The sequence below is a fragment of the Flammeovirga pectinis genome (genome assembly GCF_003970675.1).
Classification (GTDB): Bacteria; Bacteroidota; Bacteroidia; order Cytophagales; family Flammeovirgaceae; genus Flammeovirga; species Flammeovirga pectinis.
On the sequence record NZ_CP034562.1, the window covers coordinates 4,388,591 to 4,408,619 of the forward strand.

Below are 20,029 nucleotides of genomic sequence, written 5' to 3' on the forward strand. Positions count from 1 at the left end.
TAAACAATAAACCTACTGAAAAGATGAATAGACTACATAAAATAGCAATTAATTTAGTATTCCTATTGACTACGTGTATTGCTTTTGCTCAAGAAAAAATTATAATTAAAAATACAGACGATATCACTCAAGATGCCACTGCATATGTATTAAATAAAGTACAGAATGCAAATAGTATAAAGGGAAGTCACTTCTTTTTTGAAAAAGGAGTATACCACTTTTATCCAGATAAAGGATTAGAGAAATTTTGTTATATATCAAACCATAAAGATGTCTTTGTAAAAACAGCATTCCCACTAATTGGTAAAAAGAACATTGTAATTAATGGCGGTGGTTCTACTTTTATTTTTCATGGTAAGATGATTCCTTTTTTAGTGGAAGACGGAAATAATATTAAAATTAAGAATGTAGAAATTGATTGGGCAACCTCTTTCCATAGTGAAGGAAAAGTTATTGATAAAGATCTTAAAGAACACACCTTTGATGTTAAATTTTCTGAGGAATATCCTTATGAAATAAGAAACGAGCAGGTATATTTTATCAAAGAATATTATGAGCACAATTTGGGACAAACCATACTATTTGATGAAAAACGTAGAGCTGTAGCTTTTAATACAGAAATTTCTACGCCAATTTCAACTAAACAAAAAGGTACAGTTCAATACCAAATTGAATCAATAAATTATAAATACACTCAAGATAGAAAAGACCTTACTTTACGAAAAATAGGCCTTAAGGATCGTATTAAAGTAAAAGAAATTAAACCGGGAGTATTAAGATTTTACAATCATAAAAAAGCATTACCTCCAATTGGTTCAATATTAACAACCAAAGGTGCACAAGGGGAAAATAGAGTTGCTCCTGCATTGAGAATAAAAAATACAGACAGTTTTTTATGTCAGAATGTAACGATTTTTAATGCAGGTGGAATGGGTTTAATTGCAGAAAACTCTTCTAATATTACCTTAACTAATTTAGTAATTACCCCATCAAAAGGTAAAGTAGTCTCTACTACCGCAGACGCGACCCACTTTGTTGGTTGTAGAGGTAAAATTGAAATACGAAATTCATTTTTCGAGAATCAATTAGACGATGCAGTAAACATACATGGTACATACCAAGAGGTAGTTAATGTAGAAGGAAAGCATACGTTAGGAATCAGAATGGGACACCATCAGCAAGAAGGCTTTATAATTGGAAAGGAAAATGATACGATCGGTTTAGTACGTCTAGATGATTCTTTTTCCCCTTATCAAACACTTACAATAGCAACGATTAAGGTGATTAATAGCAGATACCAACTGATTACTTTTAAAGAAGAAATACCAGCTGTAATTAAATCAGGTGATTTGATTGAGAACCTCTCTGCCTATCCAGAAGTAGTGATTGAGAAAAATACATTTAGAGGAAACAGAGCAAGAGGTTTACTGTTATCAACACCTAAAAAGACCTTAGTAAAAGACAATTATTTCCATACAGAAATGGAAGCAATTCTTATTCCAGTAGAGAGTGGGAAATGGTTTGAATCTGGGAGTCAGTCTAACTTAACTATTGTGGGTAATATTTTCGAGGATTGTAACCATGGCGGGCATAGTAGAGGTTTAATTCGTTTAGTAACAGATGATGACAACCAAAATTATGCTTTTTCAAACATCACAATTGAGAACAATATTTTTAAGAGTTTTGATAATTTAATATTGGAAATTGCCAATACTGATGGATTAAAATTTATTGGTAATACAATTTTAAAGACTGAAACATTCCCAATGTTATATCCAGATAATCCTGCTTTCAGAATCAAATCTTCAAGAGATATTATCTTCCATAATAATGATTATAAAGGGAATGCATCTCAGATTATACAGAAAGATGTAACCATTGGAGAACTTAGTTTTCAGTAAAACTAAACAAATTAATACCGAAGGAAATGAAATTGAATAATTATTACCTATTATTTGTACTGCTATTTAGTGGGCAAATAATTAATGCACAAGACCGTCCTAATATTTTATTGGTGATGGCAGAAGACATTAGTACAGATTTGGCTTGTTATGGAATGGAAGCAGTGAAAACACCAACTTTTGACCGACTAGCCGAAGAAGGAATAAAGTACACAAATTGTATTGGTACAAACTCTATTTGTTCACCAAGTAGGTCTGCTTTAATGGTAGGCGTCCACCAAAATATTACCAATGCCCAAAACCATAGAAGTAATAGAAATACACCTTTAGATAAAAAATTTGTACCTATTACTAAATTGCTTCAAGATGTTGGTTATAAGACTATTATAGGTAATGAAAATGTATTTACAAAAGGTGAAAAAATAGATTGTAATTTTAAATTCAAACCTGTTGGTACATACGATGGGGTAAATAATTTTGGATTGTTTAATGTGAAATCTGCTAAAACAGAAGACAAAGAAAAACCGTTTTTTGCACAGGTACAATTAAAGGTGACTCATAGAGGAAACTGGTGGAACGATATTAGAAATAAATCTACACACCCAGTTGATCCTAAGGATATTGTCTTACCTCCATTTATGGCAGACACTCCAGAAATTAGAGTAGATTGGGCTACTTATTTAGACCAGATAGAGTATGCAGATAGCGAAATGCAATTACTTTTGGATGAACTAAAAGAGAATGGAACATACAATAATACCATCATTATTTTTATAGGAGATAACGGAAGATGTAATGTGAGAGGTAAAGGGTATGTGTTTGATTCTGGATTGAGAATACCACTTATTGTTTGGTATCCTAAGGCGTATAAAGGAGGGGAAGTTGATGATCAGTTAGTTACTTTTTCAGATTTATCTGCCACTATACTTTCTCTTGCAGGAGCAGAATTACCAACCTATGCAACGGGTACTTCAATTTTTGATAAAGAAGAAAGAACCTATGTGTATTCTGCCCGAGACATTTGGGATGAGATTGAGGATAGATCAAGAGCTATTACAACAAAACGTTATAAATACATTAAGAATTACTTTGCAGATGTTCCTTATGATGCACACCAAGCCTATTTGGAATACAACCGCCCTGCAGTTCATGTAATGAGAAAATTAAATAAAGAAGGAAAATTAGATGCGTACCAATCTGTATTTTTTGCATCAACAAAAGATAAAGAAGCATTGTATGATTTAAAAAAAGATCCACATGAATTACATAATTTAATTAACGATAAGAAATACAAAAAAATAGGCGACCAATTAAAAGGATATATGGCAGAATGGCAGAATGAGTATACAGATAGAGGGTTTGAAAATTCGAAGCCAGAAGCTCCTAAATCGGTAGCTTTTGTAGCTTTTTTAAAAACAGAATTACCAAACGTTTGGGCTGCTTTAGAAGAAGGGAAAGTAGTTGATCTATCTGATGCCCAAGCAGTATTTAAAACAAGAAATAAAAAAGTGAAATAATGAAAAAGTTAACCTTATTAACCATTCTTTTTATAGGATTATTTGCTTGTTCTTCTGTTAAACAGAAAGAGGAAGTAGACCATAAAAAACAACATCCAAATATTGTCTTTATCTATCTTGATGACCTAGGATATGGAGATGTCGGAGCCTATGGAGCGAAGGCATTAAAAACGCCAAATATAGATAATTTGGCCCATAGTGGTTTACGTTTTACTGATGGGTATTCTTCATCGGCTACTTGTACACCGAGTAGGTACGCATTGCTTACAGGAGCGTATCCATGGAGAAATAAAAATGCAAAAATATTACCTGGAACAGCTCCTTTAATAATAGGTACAAACCAAATGACTATTCCAAAAATGCTTAAAAAAGCGGGATATCAGACCGGAATTGTAGGGAAGTGGCATTTAGGTTTAGGTGATGGAAATGTAGATTGGAACAAAAAAGTGACGCCTGGACCTAATGAAGTTGGCTTTGATTACAGTTATATAATGGCAGCAACACAAGATAGAGTGCCTACTGTATATATAAAAGATGGAGATGTTGTAGGTTTAGATCCTAATGATCCTATTGAAATAAATTACAAACAAAATTTTGAAGGAGAACCAACTGCAATTTCTCATCCTGAGCTGACAACAATGAAGTGGCATCATGGACATAATAACAGTATTGTAAACGGAATACCGAGAATAGGATTTATGAAAGGAGGTACGTCTGCAAAATGGTCTGATGTTGACATGGCAGATCATTTCTTAGCACAAGCACAAACGTATGTAAAAGAGCATAAAAAGAAGCCATTTTTCTTATACTATGCAATGCAGCAACCTCATGTGCCAAGAACACCTAACCCTAGGTTTGTAGGAAAGTCAGGATTGGGGCCTCGCGGAGATGTAATTGTGGAAGCTGATTGGATGATTGGAGAATTTATGAAAACACTAGAAGAGGAAGGTATACTAGAAAATACACTAATAGTTTTCTCTAGTGATAATGGTCCTGTTTTAAATGATGGTTATTATGATGATGCCGAAGAAAAACTAGGAACACATACACCAACAGCAGGTTTAAGAGGTGGAAAATACAGTCTTTTTGAGGCGGGTACAAGAGTACCTTTTATAACTTACTGGAAAGGTAAAATTATGCCAAATGTTTCGGATGCATTAGTTTGTCAGATGGATTTACTGCCTTCATTAGCACAATTAGTAGGTGTAGATGTACCCTCAAACGATGCACAAAATTTATTGGCTACTTTCTTAGGCACATCAGACGTTGGGAGAGAAGAGTTAATTTTAGAGGCTACATCAAGAACCATGTTTAGACAAGGAGATTGGGTATTAATACCTCCTTATAAAGGTCCTGCATCACTTAAAAAAGTAAATATAGAAATTGGAAATGCAGCAGATTTTCAACTTTATAATTTAAAAAATGATAGTAAGCAAGAACACAATTTAGCCTCAGAGAATAAAGAAAAGTTACAGCAAATACTTCACGATTTTGTAGTGTTAAGAGGTGGAGATTACTCAAAAACTGAAACCTATGAATTAAGATAAGTGCTTTTTAAAAAGAAAAATAAAAGGAGTAGGATTTCGATCTTAGTCCTTTTTTTATACGCTAATGTGGTTTAAATCAAGTTTTAAAGCACAAAATTCTGAAATACACAGATAGGTACACTTTACGTATCTGTAAGGACAAGCTTCTTATAGAAAAGGGTCAAATTTCAATACTCTATCTATTTTTAACCAGTAAAGCACACACTTGAAATGATATTGAATTTTACTACAATTACACAAAATATAGTACAACATCGATGCAGTCAATTATTAAAAATAATAGCTATTATTTGTCTCATCCAAATTGATGTACGAGCACAAGAAGAAGGTTTTAGCTATGATTTTAATAAAAATGAATCCTTAGATTGGTCTGCTGATAATACGAACTTTTGGGCGATAGAAAAAGACCCAACAAATACTAAAGATGCAATGCATTTAAAGGTAATTTCTAACCCTAAGTTAAAGCATATATATAGTATTGAGACAGGAAAAACAATATTAAATGTAAGTACAGCAGTAAGAGATGAAACAACGTATATTGTTGCAAGTGATTATGATGGTTTACTTATGGGAGTAGATTATGATGGGAATATTCTCTGGAAGAATGAGTTGTCTGGCTATACGAATCACGATATTTGGTGCGAAGATATTACCAAAGATGGAAGCGATGAAATTCTAGCAGCCAATGCAGATGGTACGTTATATTGCCTTGATAAAAATGGGGAACTCCTCTGGTCATATAAGCATACAGAAGCACCATTATTTTCGGTTACTGTAGCACATCACGAAGGAAATGCATACGTTGTAACCGGAGGTTTCGAAATGAGTATTCTGTATATCAATAAAGAGGGTATACTAGAAAAAGAAGTAAAAAACACATCTTATTCAATGGATAAGGCATGGGGCAAAGATGTAATTCCAACAGGAAAGAAACACATTAATAACTTTTTGAAGAAGTTTTATGATGAAGAAGGAAACGAAAAATTATTAGTACAAGGAGCTCATAATGGCAACGCTGGTGATGGAACATTATACTTTTTTAATCCTTTTGAAGATACTCCTTACGAAATTGTAAGTGCAGATTTAAGAAAGCCCGTAGGTGGTTTAAATGTGGTTAAAGTAGACGGTAAAGTAAAAGTATTATTGGGAACATCGACTGCCGTAACCGATTCTCAATTTGAGGTATATGACTTAAAAGAAAAAACCCGTGATTATGTATTCTTTCCTGATATGCAAAAAGAGTACGATAGGTTTGGGTATAGAATAGTAGAACCTGAAGTAATAGAATTTGATGGAAAAACGCATTACTTAACGTTATTTGGTTCACGTATTTTTCTTTTTTCAACTACATTCAGTGCGGATGGAGAACGAACGATAATACGCAATAAATATGCATATAATGACCTTTTTAAAGATACTAAAAACAACCGTTTATTATTAGCGAGTGCACAAAGTGGAGGTTCTTGTATTCATGTTATAGATATTAATAATAAAGAATGGATTGAGGAGTTTCCTGCATTAGATCCTCCGGGAAATATTGCTAAAATTTTAGAAAACTCAACGAAAGTTAGAGAACAAGTAGCTAGTTTTCAGCGCCCAAATAGGGAAAGAGTACCCTTAGAGGTTTATTTTGTTTCTGATGAAAAGGATGAATATACTGGACCTATAATAGAGCAAATGAATTCCAATACTTATGGTGCGCAATTTTATGCCAATAAGCACATGCCTAAAGTAGAAAATTGGGACAGGTCTGAGATGGAAAATGAGACATATAAAAATAAAAGGGATGCCCGAAAAAACTATACATTGTCGCAAGAAGAAGTACTTACGACTTTAACGCCACTTTATGAAGAGGGAATTGGTTTAAATACATGGGGTGGACACGGAAACGACCCTTATTTTTATAGTGTAGCTACTAAGAAAAAAATTATTGATGCGGCCAATGGAAAACGGATTAATTTTATTTATCCAGAGTTAGAAAGTACATCTTCTGAGTTCGAATTTGTAATGAACGATCTTTTGTATCCTTTGGCAGAATATGGAAAAGATAAAAACCTTACAATAAGTATCCGTACAAAGCATTTATTTTGGTCATCGGTTATTTATAAACCATTTTGGTCTAGGGTGTTAAATGGAGAATTTTCTGATGTTTTTGTGCCATCAATGGAAGAAACCACAGACAAAACAATGGAAATTTCTATTGCTGCTAGAATGGGAGTATGGTCTAGTGGAGCTTTAAATAATTGGGGTGTAAGAAGTGCAAGAGACAACCCAAGTTATATTCGATTACGTCAGCGTTCACACCAAATGCTACCTAACCATTTCTTGCGTCAGATGATTTATAATATTTCTAGTGGAGCACGTTATATTAATAATTTTGCAGTAGACCAACAGTACACCAGTGTGCTTTGGGAGATGGTAGAAAAAGGCGTGATCTATGTACCTAAAAGAGAAGAAATTGTAAGCATATCGCCAGTTCATTTAAGTATTGTAAATCCTACAGACAGATTTATTCATGATGGTAACAGGGTAAAATGGTTAACATGGTTTGACGAAGGCAGAAAGGATGAAACGAACATGCTTTTTGATAGATTAAATGGATCTTGGCCAGCATCGCCAACAAATGAATGGGACTTTTCTAGAATTGCAGCGAACGTAAAAGATAGACGTTTAAATTTTCTTCCAAATTACCCGAATGGTATTGTATTGATTACCCCTCCACAAAACAAGTATTTTGTACCTGAAGAATTACCACGAGGAAATTTAGTAGATCATTTACACCCTTTATATAAAGATATTCTTTCTGAATTTATTTCTGATGGAGATCAATTTTATTCTGCAGATGGGAATTCGTCCTTTTCAGCACCTTCTTATTCTGCCACTTTTAAAGAAGAAATTGAAGAAAAAGCAAAACTACTTCCACTTAATGTAAAGGGTGATGTAGCATGGGTTGCAGCACAATCAGATGCCAAACATTTAAGAGTAACATTAATAGACGGAGGGTATTTAAACCCAAGTGCTAAAACTGCAAAATTAACTTTTCATACTGTAAACCCAGTCAAAATTACAGATATACTTTCGGGTAAATCAATACCTTTTTCTTCTGGCGAAGTAGAGGTAGAAATTCCATGTGGTGGCTTTCTTTTCTTAGATGTAGAACTTCAAACAGCATTATAATATGTCTTACATTAATATATCATTATTCGTCTTACTAGTGTCATCAATTTTTATAGACGTTAAAGCAACATCAAATAGTTTACTCTCAGATACATTATCTGGACCTATAGTTTCAACTGTTTTAGAAAGTAATACTTTATTTGTAGAAGTTTTGGAAGCAGGAGATTACAATCTATCCGTAGAGGTTTTTCTAACATCTGAGAATACATTAAATAAATTCTACTTTCAATTTTTATCACCTTGGGTATCTGTTCCTTTTACTATTGATGGAATAGAAAAAGGAAAATGGGTAACGCTTTCAGAAAAGGTAACAATAAAAGAACGTCTTGAAGAGGGGAATGCCCGTTTTCATATTCCATTAAAAAATGATGATGAAGTAATTGCAGATATATATTTTGGTACTATTCAGTTAGAAAAAGTAAGTGATGTAACTGACATTTCTAAAAATTGGAATAAGATAAAAGTGTACCCTAATCCAGCGGAAGATGTAATAAACGTTAGAGGAGAAGGTATTGAATCTGTTTTTATATACAACGTTCAAGGACAATTAATGAGAGAAATTTTATCAGATTTTGAAAGAATTCCTATTCCTTCTTTCAGAAAAGGAGTATATATTCTACGTATTCAGATGACGGATAAATCATTTCAAAACAAGAAAATAATAGTTAATTAAGCATATACAGAAATAAGGTTTTAAGGCCCTAAATACATTATTTAGGGTCTTTTTTTGTTGGTTAAATCTTATTTCCATTATATAATTATTGTTGACAGATGTTAACTGCGTGTCTGTTTTAAATTAAATATGCTAGTTTTCAGAAACTAATTATTACTAAGACCTAAATCAATTAACAACTATGAAAACCAGATTATTATTTCTTGTTTTTTATACAGTAGTAAGTACTTTAAATGCAATGCAATTACATCATTCAGTTATTGATACAATACGTACCGAGATAGAATTTATTACATTAGATCAACTAGATTCAGTTGTAGCTAAATCATCTAAAAAATATGTATTACTAGAGGTAACTGCCACATGGTGTTCCCCTTGTGTTAAGGATGTAATGGAGTTGGTAAAAAGAAAAAAAGAGTTTGATGCGTTAAATGTTGAGCTAGTATTTTTGTTTGAGAAGAACTCGAAAATTCAGCATATAGAGAAGTTTGTTCCTCCAGACTTTAGAAGCTTTATTGTAAATACTAAAGGGAAAAAACCAAAACAAAATATGAAGGAAATAGGTTTGAAATTATTTCCAGATTTGGATGAGTTTTATTATAGTTGGCCTTTGTCTCACTTTGCTTTAGTAGATAAAAATATGGATAGATTACTTCATCATGATCCAGTGAATGACAGTACTGATATTCTTCAGAAAATTGAAGCTTTAAAAGCGTTGTAATAAATCTCTTTTAGTAAAATTTTTTATTTTGAATTCCATATAAAAGACATATTTATTTTAAGATACATTTCGTTTATGGATAGAGATCTTAAAAGGTCTATTTCTAAATATATTTGGTTAAGAAATGTATGATGAAATGAACTGAATATTACTTTTGATATGAAAAGGAGAGACTTTTTTAAGAAATCATCTGGGGCAGTAATTGCCTCGAGTTTATTACCACTAACAAGCAGTGCTAAAGATAAAAAGACCGTTACTTTTGATGTAGGAGATAGAGATAAAGACAACTGGTTTCAGGTTGGAGAAGGGAAGAAAGGGCTACCAAATAGAAACAAAACAATAACATGCGATGTAGTTGTAGTTGGGGCAGGAATAGCAGGAATTTGTGCCGCTGTGGCATCGGCTAGAACAGGAGCAAAGACAATTCTTTTGAGCGATCGTTCTGTAATTGGAGGGAATGCGTCTTCAGAAATTCGTGTAACGGTTAATGGTGTTCAGAATTTAAAAAATGAACATAAAGTAGAAAGAGAAACGGGTATTGTAGAAGAATTCCAGATAGAGAATTGGTATTATAATCCTCAAGAATCTTACCCTATGTGGGACCACGTAATTTATGATTATTGTACGCGCCAAGAAAACTTAACCGTAATGGTGAATACACAGGCGATTGATGCAACTACTGAAAAAGATAAAATAACTTCAATTTTATGTTGGCAGGGGTCTACAGAAACGTATTATTCTATTAATGCTAAAATGTTTTGTGACTGTTCTGGAGATGGTTTAATGGCTGCACAAGCTGGTGCAGAATACAGAACAGGAAGAGAAGCAAGAGGTGAATTTGGAGAATCTTTTGCCCCAGAAAAAGCAGATGGTTGGCAAATGGGTGCGTCGGTAATGATGATCACGAAAGACATGGGACACCTTGTAAAATATATTCCTCCAACGTTTGCAATTAAGTACGAGGCAGATAAAATGCACGACCGTAAAATTAAGCAAATGAAAGAGGGTTTCTGGTGGGTAGAATTAGGAAGTGATTTTGATATTGTTGCAGATCAAGAAGAAAATAGACATAAATTATTGGGGTACATGCATGGTGTTTGGGACTATGTGAAAAACTCAGGCAAATACCCCGAATCAGAAAATATTGCTTTAGATTGGGTCGGTTCTGTACCGGGTAGAAGAGAGTCGCGTAGGTTTATGGGAGATTATCTGCTTAATCAAAATGACTTACAAAACTACAAACATTTTCCAGATGCAGTTGCCTACGGAGGTTGGTCGTTAGACGAGCATTGCCCTGGTGGAATAGAAAGTCCAGATCAACGTCCAAGTTATTTTCATGCAAAATTTAATAAGCTCTACGAAGTACCTTTTAGAAGTTTGTATTCTAAAAATATTAGCAACCTTCTGTTTGCAGGAAGGAATGTAAGTGTAACACACATGGCATTATCTTCTACAAGAATTCAGGCAACATGTGGCTTAATGGGACAAGCATCTGGAACGGCAGCAGCATTGTGTGTGAAACACAATTGGACACCAAGAAAAATTGCAAATAATAAGATTGATGTATTGCAAGAACAGTTACTTCGTGATGATGTTTATATTCCTAACCGCCCTGCAGTAGACCCCAAAGATTTACTCCATAAAGCAAATACAATCATTGCTTCATCTACCAATTCAGGTGATGTAAAACTTTTAACAAATGGAATATCTAGAAAAGAAATTGGAAAAGTAAACCATTGGGAATCAAAAGGAAATAATGCATATTTACAAATGGAATGGGATACGCCAATTCAATTATCAAGCGTAGAATTTAAAGGAGATACCAACCTTCAACGTAAGATTATGATGCATAAAAACCCCGAGAAAAATAAGGGACAGGTTATTGGAATTCCTCCAGAATTAGTAAAATCTGCAATCGTAGAAGTTAGAAAAAATGGAGTTTGGCAAACTGTAAATTCAGTAGATAACAATATTACTCGACTAGTTAAAATGCAATTCGATCAAGTAAAAACTACTGGAGTAAGATTACGTCTTAAAGAAACTTGGGGCAAAGAAAATATCACATTATTCGAAGTTCGTTGTTACGCATAAATGAAAACTACTCGCACACAAATAGCATTCTCAATACTACTATTGTTTGTAATAGTAGGTATGGTTGATATTCAAGACCCGAAAGGAAAAAAAGTCTACCTCAATCACCCTGGTCTTACAAAAGGAGAGACAGGAGTCTATTATTTAAATACATCAAAAAGCACAAATAATGAGTTGTATTATATTGATGTGCAATCTGTATTATGTGCAGAAAAAGTATGTAAAGTTGTACCTGTTCGAGTGGTCTGGAATAAGTTTGGTGAGTATCAAGAATTTAAGATGATAAATGGAGCAACTTTAGAAAAATTAGAAAAGAATAAAGTTGTTCCATTTTCAGAAAGTGATTATAAATTACTACATAACATTTTATCAGATAAAAAATCTCCTTTTAAAAATTTGACATATGGAGAAATTACAAAAACCTATGCACATGGGGAAGGAGAGGAGCTAGATGGACGTTCTGGAGCAACAGCAATAATGTTAGAAGAAGGTGAATCTATTGTTGGAGCAACTTGGACTTGTTACACATTATGGCATTGGGTATACGGTGATGCTGTAGGTGAAATTAGAGCATTTTCTGCAGAAAATTCGTCTACTAAAAAATTATTGACAATTCTAAAAAGTAAAAGAAGAGAGCAACAGAATTATACTATAAATGCAATAGTAAATCAAGGGTTATACAATATTGCATTTTGGGAAGAACTGACAGCTTCAATAGAAATGTACTCTGATGATCAGGTTCGGTTATTAGTCAAATATTTGGAAAAGGCAAATCAAACCGATTTTTATAAATACTATGCTGTTTGGTTTCATGGAATTACTCCTCAAAAGCGTATTCATTTTCTGCGCAACTTATTTAATTCAGCACAAAATATATCCCCTAAATTTGTTACTGATTTATACAGAAACCTACCTCTTATTTCAGATTATGCAGAGTTCGATGCCTTTATTCATGTACTAGATAAAAGACAATTAGAAAGTGCTGAAATAAATGTCTATGTGATAAAGTATCTCTCCAATAATACAATTTTTTCTAGAAGGGCTTATTGGTATCTGCAAGATAAAAACCTAACCAAAGAGCAATTAAAAGCGATGAAAAAATATAAAAGAGTAAACAAGAAGGTACTACAGTAAAAAAAAGGACAGAAGTTTGTGTTTCATTTTGTTTATAAAGATCTTACTTATGGTTAAGTTTTAACTATTTTACTGATGTTCAAAAACATCAATAAAACAAACATTCAAAACGTCTTTATGATGTAGAAAACTGTAAATTTTAGATTAAAAATAACTAAGATTTATAAGTAACTACCAAACACTATTTTATGAAAAAAAAGCAACTTTTATGTGCTCTCCTTTGTGTAGGATTAATGGTATCTTGCGAAAGTACTAAAAAAGAAAATTCTGAAAACTCGAATAAAACAGAGGTAGAAGAAACAGCAACTATTGTTACAGAAGATAACTTTCCACAAGCCTATACTAATTTAAGATTGGCGGCAGTACTAAAGAAAACGGGAGGTGTAAATAAATTTTTCACAATGCCTGTTCCGAGTAGTATCCCAGAAGAACAATTTGTGGTTCGAATGAACAGAGACACACCTTATTCGGTATCTGTAATTGATATGTCTAGCGGAGACGTTACCGTTACAGTTCCAGCAACTGACAGGTATGTAACAATTCAGGTTGTTGACGAAAACCACGAAACACAACCCATGATTTATGGAGCGGGCACACATAAACTTACAGCAAAAACTGACCATGCATTTGTTATTGTAAGAGCATTAGATGGTGATATTCGTGAGAACTTAGTAATTAAAGCTGGGAGTGCTAAACCATTTAAATTGAAAAAATGGGACATGAAATCTTTCAAAGCAATTGATAAAGCAGGAAATTTAGATTTTAGTGATGGTTACGATCAATCGAAAGCATTTGGTAACAAAGAAAGCGGACAGACAAAATACATGAATTATGTAGGTGCAGCTGGAGGCTGGGGTGGTGCTATGGTACAAGATAACATTTACCAAACAAGCCAATATTTAGATGCAGAAGGTTGTTACGAGATGACTTTTACAGACCCTAAAGATATTTATTTTTGGTCTGCTACAGTATACAATGGTGATGGGAGAATGTTTAATGATATAGCAAATGTATCTAGCGAAATGAACCCAGTAAAAAATGCTGATGGAACATATACTGTTCGCTTTGGTTGCGACGGTCAGCCAAATAATATTCCAATTATTGAAGGGAATACAACAGGTAAATTCAACGTTCTGATGCGTCATTATGGACCAAGTGAAATGGTAAGCGAAGACAAGAAAGGGTATAACCCTACAATACTTATTAAAAAAGTAAGTAAATAATCTAGCCTATACATTTATAGAATGGCAGTTTAGTTAAAGCCTTTTTGGATAACTAGACTGCTGTTATTACTTCTTCAATGCCACACTAACTAACAGAAATAAAGACCTCATTGTAGTTTTTTGGAACATTTTTCTACAAAAATTTAGCACAGAACTGATATTCGCACATTTTTGAAAATATACTATCCTAGTTTTTTAAGTACTAGCCTCTTCTTTGTAATGAACTCCATAACAATTAATCAATGGATTTTTTTAACTATCAAATAGTCTAATCTAATTTAAAATGAAAAAATATTTTGTACTACTAATGATGTTGGGGCTACTCCCTAATTTTGTTTTTTCACAAGACAAACGACCAAATATTGTATTTCTACTTGCCGATGATTTAGGGTACGGAGAACTTGGTTGTTTTGGTCAGGAAGTAATAAAAACACCCAACTTAGATGCACTTGCAAAAAAAGGAATTCGATTTACAAATTTCTATTCTGGAAGTCCAGTTTGTTCGCCTTCAAGAGCAGTCTTAATGACTGGTGTTAATTCTAGCAGAAACGCAATTAGAGGTAACAATGGGTATTTTGTAGAAGACGATAACTTTGGAAGAGTTTCTCTATCAAAAAAAGATAAAACTCTTGGAGAGGTTTTGAAAAAAGCAGGCTATCAAACGGCTTTTATTGGGAAATGGCATTTGGGTGTTCCAGAAGATTTAAGTACATGGGCCTATGGCAGAGGTTTTGATTATGCTATCCAAGAACAGTGGGGAATCTCTGATAAAGGAGAAAAATTCGACGAGCAAATGCATTGGATTAACGGCAGACAAGATTCTATTTATTACAACGAAAAAGAATGGGACTCTAAAGATGAATTTAGGTCTGAATTGGCATTTAAATATTTAGACACTGTAGATAAAGACAAACCTTTCTTTTTATTTATGTCGTACAGAGCACCACATGCTCACGAGTTCTACATTAATAATAAAGAACTTTATGCTGATAAAGGTTGGCCTGCAGAAGAAAGAAGACATGCTGCTAAAATTACATTGTTGGATAAGCAAATTGGTAGAATGTTAACTAAACTAGAAGAAATGGGCGAACTAGAAAATACACTCATTGTCTTTACAAGCGATAATGGCCCAACAGGGGAGTACCACGATTATAAATTTTTTAATAGTAACGGTGATCTAAAAGGATACAAAAGAGATGTTTACGAAGGAGGAGTACGTGTACCAACAATTATGTATTGGCCAGGTAAAACAGCTAAAGGAACAGACAACACCTTTATTGGTGGCGGAGTTGACTTTATGGCTACTTTCTCTGATGTTGCAAAAATAAAAACTCCAAAAACAAATGATGGAATATCTCTAGTACCTGTTCTAAAAGGTAAAAAACCTGTAGAAAGAGAGTATTTAAATTGGGAGTTTCAACGCAATGGCAGAAGTCCAAAAAACTTTAGACAAGCAGTTCGAATTGGTCAGTTGAAAGCCGTTAGGTACGGTGTAAATAACCCAGTAGAAATTTATAACTTGGAAGAAGATATATCTGAGACAAAAAATATAGCAGAGCAGTATCCTGAGTTAGTAAAGAAGGTAATTAAGATTTTTGAAAACGAAAGAGAAGATAGTTCTCATTATCCATACGGAGGTTATCCGCAAGAGAATAATTAATAAATATTTTTTAGAATATATATACTTAAGAAGTGTGCATTAGTAGTTAACTGATGTACATTTCTTGGTTTACTATGTTGATATTTTTGAAGGGGTAGAGAGTAATTCAGAAATTTCACAATTATGAGCACTTTTAATAGAGGTAGAGAAAGGTTATTTAGTGATACCTATAAATAGAGTTACGAGTTATCAGAAAACTCAAAAGACAGCGTTCAGATTACACTCCCTTATATATAGAAAAAAGTGTATACCAGCTACCTGATATACACTTTTTTATACTTTTACACTTATTGAAAAGTGTCTTTTATAATGGTAAATTTATTTTGCTTGTTGCAACTCTCGTTCACGAACAGCAACTAATTGCTTAGCATCTTCAATATTTTTTTTCAATGAATCTATTTTACCCTTTTCAATAGAAATATTACTTCTGATAGAGTTCTCGTTATAAGTCAAGTTTTCACTATCGATTTTACTTTTTAATTCCTTTATATTGTTTTTGACAACCTTTTCGTCAACATTTGAGGGTAGATTTTTTAGTAAATCTTCTTCTATCTTTATTCGTTCTTCAAATTGCTTAATATTAGTAGAATGATTTATAATTTTAAATTCCCATTTTTTAATCTGAACATACTGATGGATTAATGCTTTTTCTGCATTTTTAAGATTGATTCTAGCAGCATCTAAATCATATTGAAGGTTTATTAATTTTCTATTTTTCTGAGTATTTAAATCACTTTCAAAAGTTGAGAATTGATTCTCCATAGATGATACCTGACCTTTTGCTAGTCTAATATAGTAATCAGCATCTTTAACCTCTTTTTTTATTGCCTCAAGATTATTTCTTAATTCTTCAGTTCGTGCAATTATTTGTTGTTCAGTACCATACATAGAATGATTAAATGCTTCATTGTGCATTTTATCTTTTAATACAACCATTTCATTTAAGTAAGTAGAAAGGTTAGTTGCATTTTGTTTTGCAGTTTCTACTGATCTTTTGAAAGCCTGAACATCTTTTAATGTCTGATAATTGAGTGTTTTTTTATTCTCTTGCTCAATGATATCAGTATGTCCTTTTATTGTAGTAGACAATACCTTAACTCGAGCTAAAGATGCTTTCATTTCTACTTCATATTTTTTTAAAGCCTCTTCACTTACTTTCTTTATATCCGAGAATTCAATATTTATTTCTTTAGTAACATCATCTGTAGATTTTTCAGCCTCAAGTTTAGCCTTATCAGCAATTTCAGTCTCTTTTTCTAGTTCTTTTTTGAGCTCTTTAACTTTGCTTTCATCTTTTTCAGCTGCAATTTTACTTTTCGTTTCTTCAGATTGCTTTACAGTTTCCAATGCTTTTTCAGCTGCCTTTATTGCTTCTTCAGCTTTTAATATTACCTCTTTTAACTTATCTATTGCTTTTATTGCTTCCTCCTTTTTCTTTTCAGCAGCTTTTACTTTATCATCGGCAGCTTTTTTTGCGACACTATTAGTCGCTTTAGAAGCTTCCTTTTTAGCATTTTTAATAGCTTCATTGGCATTGTTAAGTTGTTCTTGAGTTGCAACCTCTTTCTGAGTAACTAGTTTAGAAGTTAGTATAGCTTTTTCAAGCACTTTTTTTGCTTTTTCAATAGCTGATTCACCTGTCTCCTTTAGTTGATCTACTTTTAAACCTTTTTCATTTTCTTGAGAAGGAGTTATTTCTGAATCTTTTTTATTACAGCTAATTGCTGTTGAAATTAGTAATATTGGGAGGATTATTTTTCTCATTTATATAAGAGACAACTCTAAAAAAGCGATAGACACGTTTATTTGTTGTTGTTAACCTAATGCTTTCAACACTTTAATTTTTCTGTTTAGTGAAAGTGATTACAAATAAATTTTCTTTGTAATCCTTTTATTCTCTACTAAAACAGACAATAAAAACATGCCATGAAGAGAAGAATTAATAGTGAATTTAGTATCTACAGTATTATTAAAATGATTATTATTTATAATATTACCTTGTAGATCATATAGTATAATATCAATATCGTGTACCCCATTTCTAGGATGATCAAAACGGAATGAAAATTTATTTTGATTGACAGTAACGCCAAGTTGAAGATCTTGTTTTTTATTAAATTCGATGGTTTTAAAAACTTCTTTCGTTCCGTCTAAATCATACTCAACAAGTCTAACAAACTGAATTTCTTCACTATCTATTTCACTTTCATATTCTACTGCCTCTTGAGAATTACCTTGTGCTTCTATAGTTTCACTAATTTCCCAATGAATATTATCGTCAGAAATTTCAATATCAAAGTGATCACTATTAATTTCTGATGCTGTTGTCCATTCTAGCTCTATAATCTCTTCATGAGCCGTTGCCTCAAAACAAATTAATTCTACAGGTAAGATTTTTCCTATACTAGTAGGTTTTTGAAGTGTATTTAACCCAAAGAATAATTCATAAATAGTAGACGGTATTGAATCAATTGGTTGAGGACTTCTTGAATTATCGATATATTGAAAACTAGATGGATTAACAAATAATTTTCCTGTCAGAGCTCCACCGTTACTAGTTGCAGGTGAAGGCTGAATTACTTTATCAAAGTTATGAAAGTGTTTTTTTATATAGTCTAGTTTATATTGACTTTTATTCTTCGCTTTTTTTAAACCTACAATATTCCATATATGCGCCTTATAACCAAGAGGATGTATTCTCATTTTTCCATTAATGTGGAACTCACCATTTATGGTTAAAAAATTCAAGTTTTGTTGAGAGTATTTAAATGGAACGTTAAAATTATTATCAGTAATTACAATTCCACTTTTTGTAATATTTAAATGTGTTTGTCTTACTGTAAGATCATTTTTTATAAATAAGTTACCAGTAACGTTAACTACAACATTTTTGCCTGCATTTCCGATACTGTAAAAATTGTTTTCGACAATAAGTTCGCCATTAATACTAATGATTGATTTTCCATTATTAATATTAATATCTTTTGCATTTACAATACCATTAGGCTTAATAATAAAACCATCAGCATCCGTATCAGTAGTTGTTGCATTTTCAAAAATAAGATTCTTATAATGACTAGCTAAGTCAAAATCAATTGACAACTTCCTTGACTTTTTGTTTTTATTATCTCCAAATTTAATAATGTCATCATCTGTAGGGAAAGTATGTATTCCAGTTCTACTTATCCTTACCCAATTATTAGGGTTTTCCCATTGACTTATATCTGTGAATGTCTTTCCATACTTTGGCCTAAAAGTATCAGCAAATGATAAATTAGATATAATCAGCAAAAATAATATTGATGAAATCGCAGAATTAATTTTCATAACTTTTATATAATTGTTCGCTAAAAGGACATTTATTAAGATGATATGGTGAATTAAATTCACAACTATTTAGGTTTAAACTATATAGTCATTCGATAATTTTATAGGTTTTGATTCTTAGATCTTGATAAGATATTTCTCCTACACTCCAGATTGACTCCTTTTAATGCTATTTCTGATAGTATAGTAGGAGACGAATATTACACGTAAAATCACTTTTAAAGTGTTTTAGGATGTTTTTTGATTAAAAATTACCTAAAAGCAATTCTTTAAATAGTCTAATAGAGAAAGATATGACCTTTAATATCTTTAAAAATGACTACCTAATTATTAAACGTACGCTTTACATTTGAATATATCCTAAATGAAGTCTACACTAAATAATTAACTATGAAAGGAAAGCTACTAACAAAAAGTATTACTATTAATCGGTACAACCTTCTTTTAGGCTGTGTATTAGTTATGATCATTATTAGTTGTGAGTTATATTACCTACATCGGACCGAACTACAGCTGAAAGTTTTAAATTCAACCTCTATAAGCTTTTATTTTAGACTCTTTTTTGAAATAGTTGTTGTATTTATATTATCGTTATTACCGTATAGTAATTATTTTTCTATTAGAGAAAACGAGATGTATACGGATGTATTTGAGAAAGAATTTATTAAAGATATTGATGTGATAATTGCAGACAATCTTTCTAATGTTGATTTTCAGGTTACCGATATTGAACATTCTTTAGGGTTAAGTAGGCCTGTGTTATTACAAAAAATTAAACTAGCAAAGGGTACTACATTAGTCAATTACATCAAATACAAACGTATTGAAAAAGCTAAGTTTTTGTTAGTTTCTACAACAAATAATATTTCGGAAATAGCGTATAAGGTGGGTTATACAGACCCTAAATATTTTAGTAAAACTTTCAAAAAACAAGAGAAAAAATCACCGAGTCAGTATAGAAAATTGTTTTTTAAAACGGAAGAGGTGCAAAATGAAATACTCTCTGGTTTAATCTTAAAAAAGTAGCTTTAAATACATTTAAAAGGCTATAAATTAAT

General features: G+C 32.3%; 13 protein-coding genes. 11 read left to right on the forward strand and 2 right to left on the reverse strand.

The annotated features are described in order from the left end of the window. The first annotated feature begins 23 nt into the window (after nucleotides 1–23). The 10 genes from EI427_RS17490 to EI427_RS17535 all read left to right on the forward strand — a co-directional run bounded on the left by EI427_RS17490 (nucleotide 24) and on the right by EI427_RS17535 (nucleotide 15,644). Nucleotides 24–1,901, forward strand: coding sequence for a right-handed parallel beta-helix repeat-containing protein (locus EI427_RS17490; protein ID WP_126617165.1), 1,878 nt, complete (start codon nucleotides 24–26; stop codon nucleotides 1,899–1,901). Between the two features lie 26 nt (nucleotides 1,902–1,927). Further along, nucleotides 1,928–3,418, forward strand: coding sequence for a sulfatase-like hydrolase/transferase (locus EI427_RS17495; RefSeq protein ID WP_126617166.1), 1,491 nt, complete (start codon nucleotides 1,928–1,930; stop codon nucleotides 3,416–3,418). Further along, a complete protein-coding gene (locus EI427_RS17500) occupies nucleotides 3,418–4,965 on the forward strand; it encodes a sulfatase family protein (RefSeq protein WP_126617168.1) in 1,548 nt (515 codons plus the stop codon). The genes EI427_RS17495 and EI427_RS17500 overlap by 1 nt, the downstream gene beginning before the upstream one ends. 210 nt (nucleotides 4,966–5,175) lie before the next feature. Continuing rightward, complete coding sequence (locus EI427_RS17505) at nucleotides 5,176–8,142, forward strand: hypothetical protein (RefSeq protein WP_126617170.1); 2,967 nt, start codon at nucleotides 5,176–5,178, stop codon at nucleotides 8,140–8,142. Nucleotides 8,143–8,179: 37 nt separating this feature from the next. Further along, nucleotides 8,180–8,815 (forward strand): T9SS type A sorting domain-containing protein, encoded by a 636-nt coding sequence (locus EI427_RS17510; RefSeq protein WP_205727874.1) that lies wholly within the window; start codon nucleotides 8,180–8,182, stop codon nucleotides 8,813–8,815. A 181-nt stretch (nucleotides 8,816–8,996) separates the two neighbouring features. Beyond that, nucleotides 8,997–9,536, forward strand: coding sequence for a peroxiredoxin family protein (locus tag EI427_RS17515; RefSeq protein WP_126617174.1), 540 nt, complete (start codon nucleotides 8,997–8,999; stop codon nucleotides 9,534–9,536). Nucleotides 9,537–9,695: 159 nt separating this feature from the next. After that, nucleotides 9,696–11,627, forward strand: coding sequence for an FAD-dependent oxidoreductase (locus EI427_RS17520; protein ID WP_126617176.1), 1,932 nt, complete (start codon nucleotides 9,696–9,698; stop codon nucleotides 11,625–11,627). After that, the gene (locus tag EI427_RS17525; RefSeq protein WP_126617178.1) at nucleotides 11,628–12,761 is read left to right on the forward strand and encodes a hypothetical protein; all 1,134 of its coding nucleotides are present in this window, start codon (nucleotides 11,628–11,630) and stop codon (nucleotides 12,759–12,761) included. A gap of 188 nt (nucleotides 12,762–12,949) precedes the next feature. Further along, nucleotides 12,950–13,984, forward strand: a complete 1,035-nt coding sequence (locus EI427_RS17530) for a DUF1254 domain-containing protein (protein WP_205727875.1) — start codon at nucleotides 12,950–12,952, stop codon at nucleotides 13,982–13,984. A 283-nt stretch (nucleotides 13,985–14,267) separates the two neighbouring features. Then, nucleotides 14,268–15,644 carry a sulfatase-like hydrolase/transferase gene (locus tag EI427_RS17535; protein WP_126617180.1) on the forward strand — a complete coding sequence of 459 codons (1,377 nt, stop codon included), beginning with the start codon at nucleotides 14,268–14,270 and terminating at the stop codon, nucleotides 15,642–15,644. Between the two features lie 318 nt (nucleotides 15,645–15,962). Here the strand turns inward: EI427_RS17535 and EI427_RS17540 are convergent, their stop codons facing one another. Then, a complete protein-coding gene (locus EI427_RS17540) occupies nucleotides 15,963–17,408 on the reverse strand; it encodes a hypothetical protein (RefSeq protein WP_126617182.1) in 1,446 nt (481 codons plus the stop codon). A gap of 99 nt (nucleotides 17,409–17,507) precedes the next feature. After that, complete coding sequence (locus tag EI427_RS17545; protein ID WP_126617184.1) at nucleotides 17,508–18,971, reverse strand: hypothetical protein; 1,464 nt, start codon at nucleotides 18,969–18,971, stop codon at nucleotides 17,508–17,510. 390 nt (nucleotides 18,972–19,361) lie between these two features. On the opposite strand from EI427_RS17545, the gene EI427_RS17550 reads away from it, so the two are divergent. Continuing rightward, nucleotides 19,362–19,997 carry a helix-turn-helix domain-containing protein gene (locus EI427_RS17550; RefSeq protein ID WP_126617186.1) on the forward strand — a complete coding sequence of 212 codons (636 nt, stop codon included), beginning with the start codon at nucleotides 19,362–19,364 and terminating at the stop codon, nucleotides 19,995–19,997. Nucleotides 19,998–20,029: the final 32 nt, after the last annotated feature.

What these genes read in the sequence shown, in the direction of transcription:
- EI427_RS17535 (WP_126617180.1), top strand. Translation starts at nt 14,268, where the DNA reads ATGAAAAAATATTTTGTACTACTAATGATGTTGGGGCTACTCCCTAAT.
- EI427_RS17505 (WP_126617170.1), top strand. Translation starts at nt 5,176, where the DNA reads ATGATATTGAATTTTACTACAATTACACAAAATATAGTACAACATCGA.
- EI427_RS17530 (WP_205727875.1), top strand. Translation starts at nt 12,950, where the DNA reads ATGAAAAAAAAGCAACTTTTATGTGCTCTCCTTTGTGTAGGATTAATG.
- EI427_RS17550 (WP_126617186.1), top strand. Translation starts at nt 19,362, where the DNA reads ATGAAAGGAAAGCTACTAACAAAAAGTATTACTATTAATCGGTACAAC.
- EI427_RS17500 (WP_126617168.1), top strand. Translation starts at nt 3,418, where the DNA reads ATGAAAAAGTTAACCTTATTAACCATTCTTTTTATAGGATTATTTGCT.
- EI427_RS17540 (WP_126617182.1), bottom strand. Translation starts at nt 17,408, where the DNA reads ATGAGAAAAATAATCCTCCCAATATTACTAATTTCAACAGCAATTAGC.
- EI427_RS17490 (WP_126617165.1), top strand. Translation starts at nt 24, where the DNA reads ATGAATAGACTACATAAAATAGCAATTAATTTAGTATTCCTATTGACT.
- EI427_RS17525 (WP_126617178.1), top strand. Translation starts at nt 11,628, where the DNA reads ATGAAAACTACTCGCACACAAATAGCATTCTCAATACTACTATTGTTT.
- EI427_RS17545 (WP_126617184.1), bottom strand. Translation starts at nt 18,971, where the DNA reads ATGAAAATTAATTCTGCGATTTCATCAATATTATTTTTGCTGATTATA.
- EI427_RS17515 (WP_126617174.1), top strand. Translation starts at nt 8,997, where the DNA reads ATGAAAACCAGATTATTATTTCTTGTTTTTTATACAGTAGTAAGTACT.
- EI427_RS17495 (WP_126617166.1), top strand. Translation starts at nt 1,928, where the DNA reads ATGAAATTGAATAATTATTACCTATTATTTGTACTGCTATTTAGTGGG.
- EI427_RS17520 (WP_126617176.1), top strand. Translation starts at nt 9,696, where the DNA reads ATGAAAAGGAGAGACTTTTTTAAGAAATCATCTGGGGCAGTAATTGCC.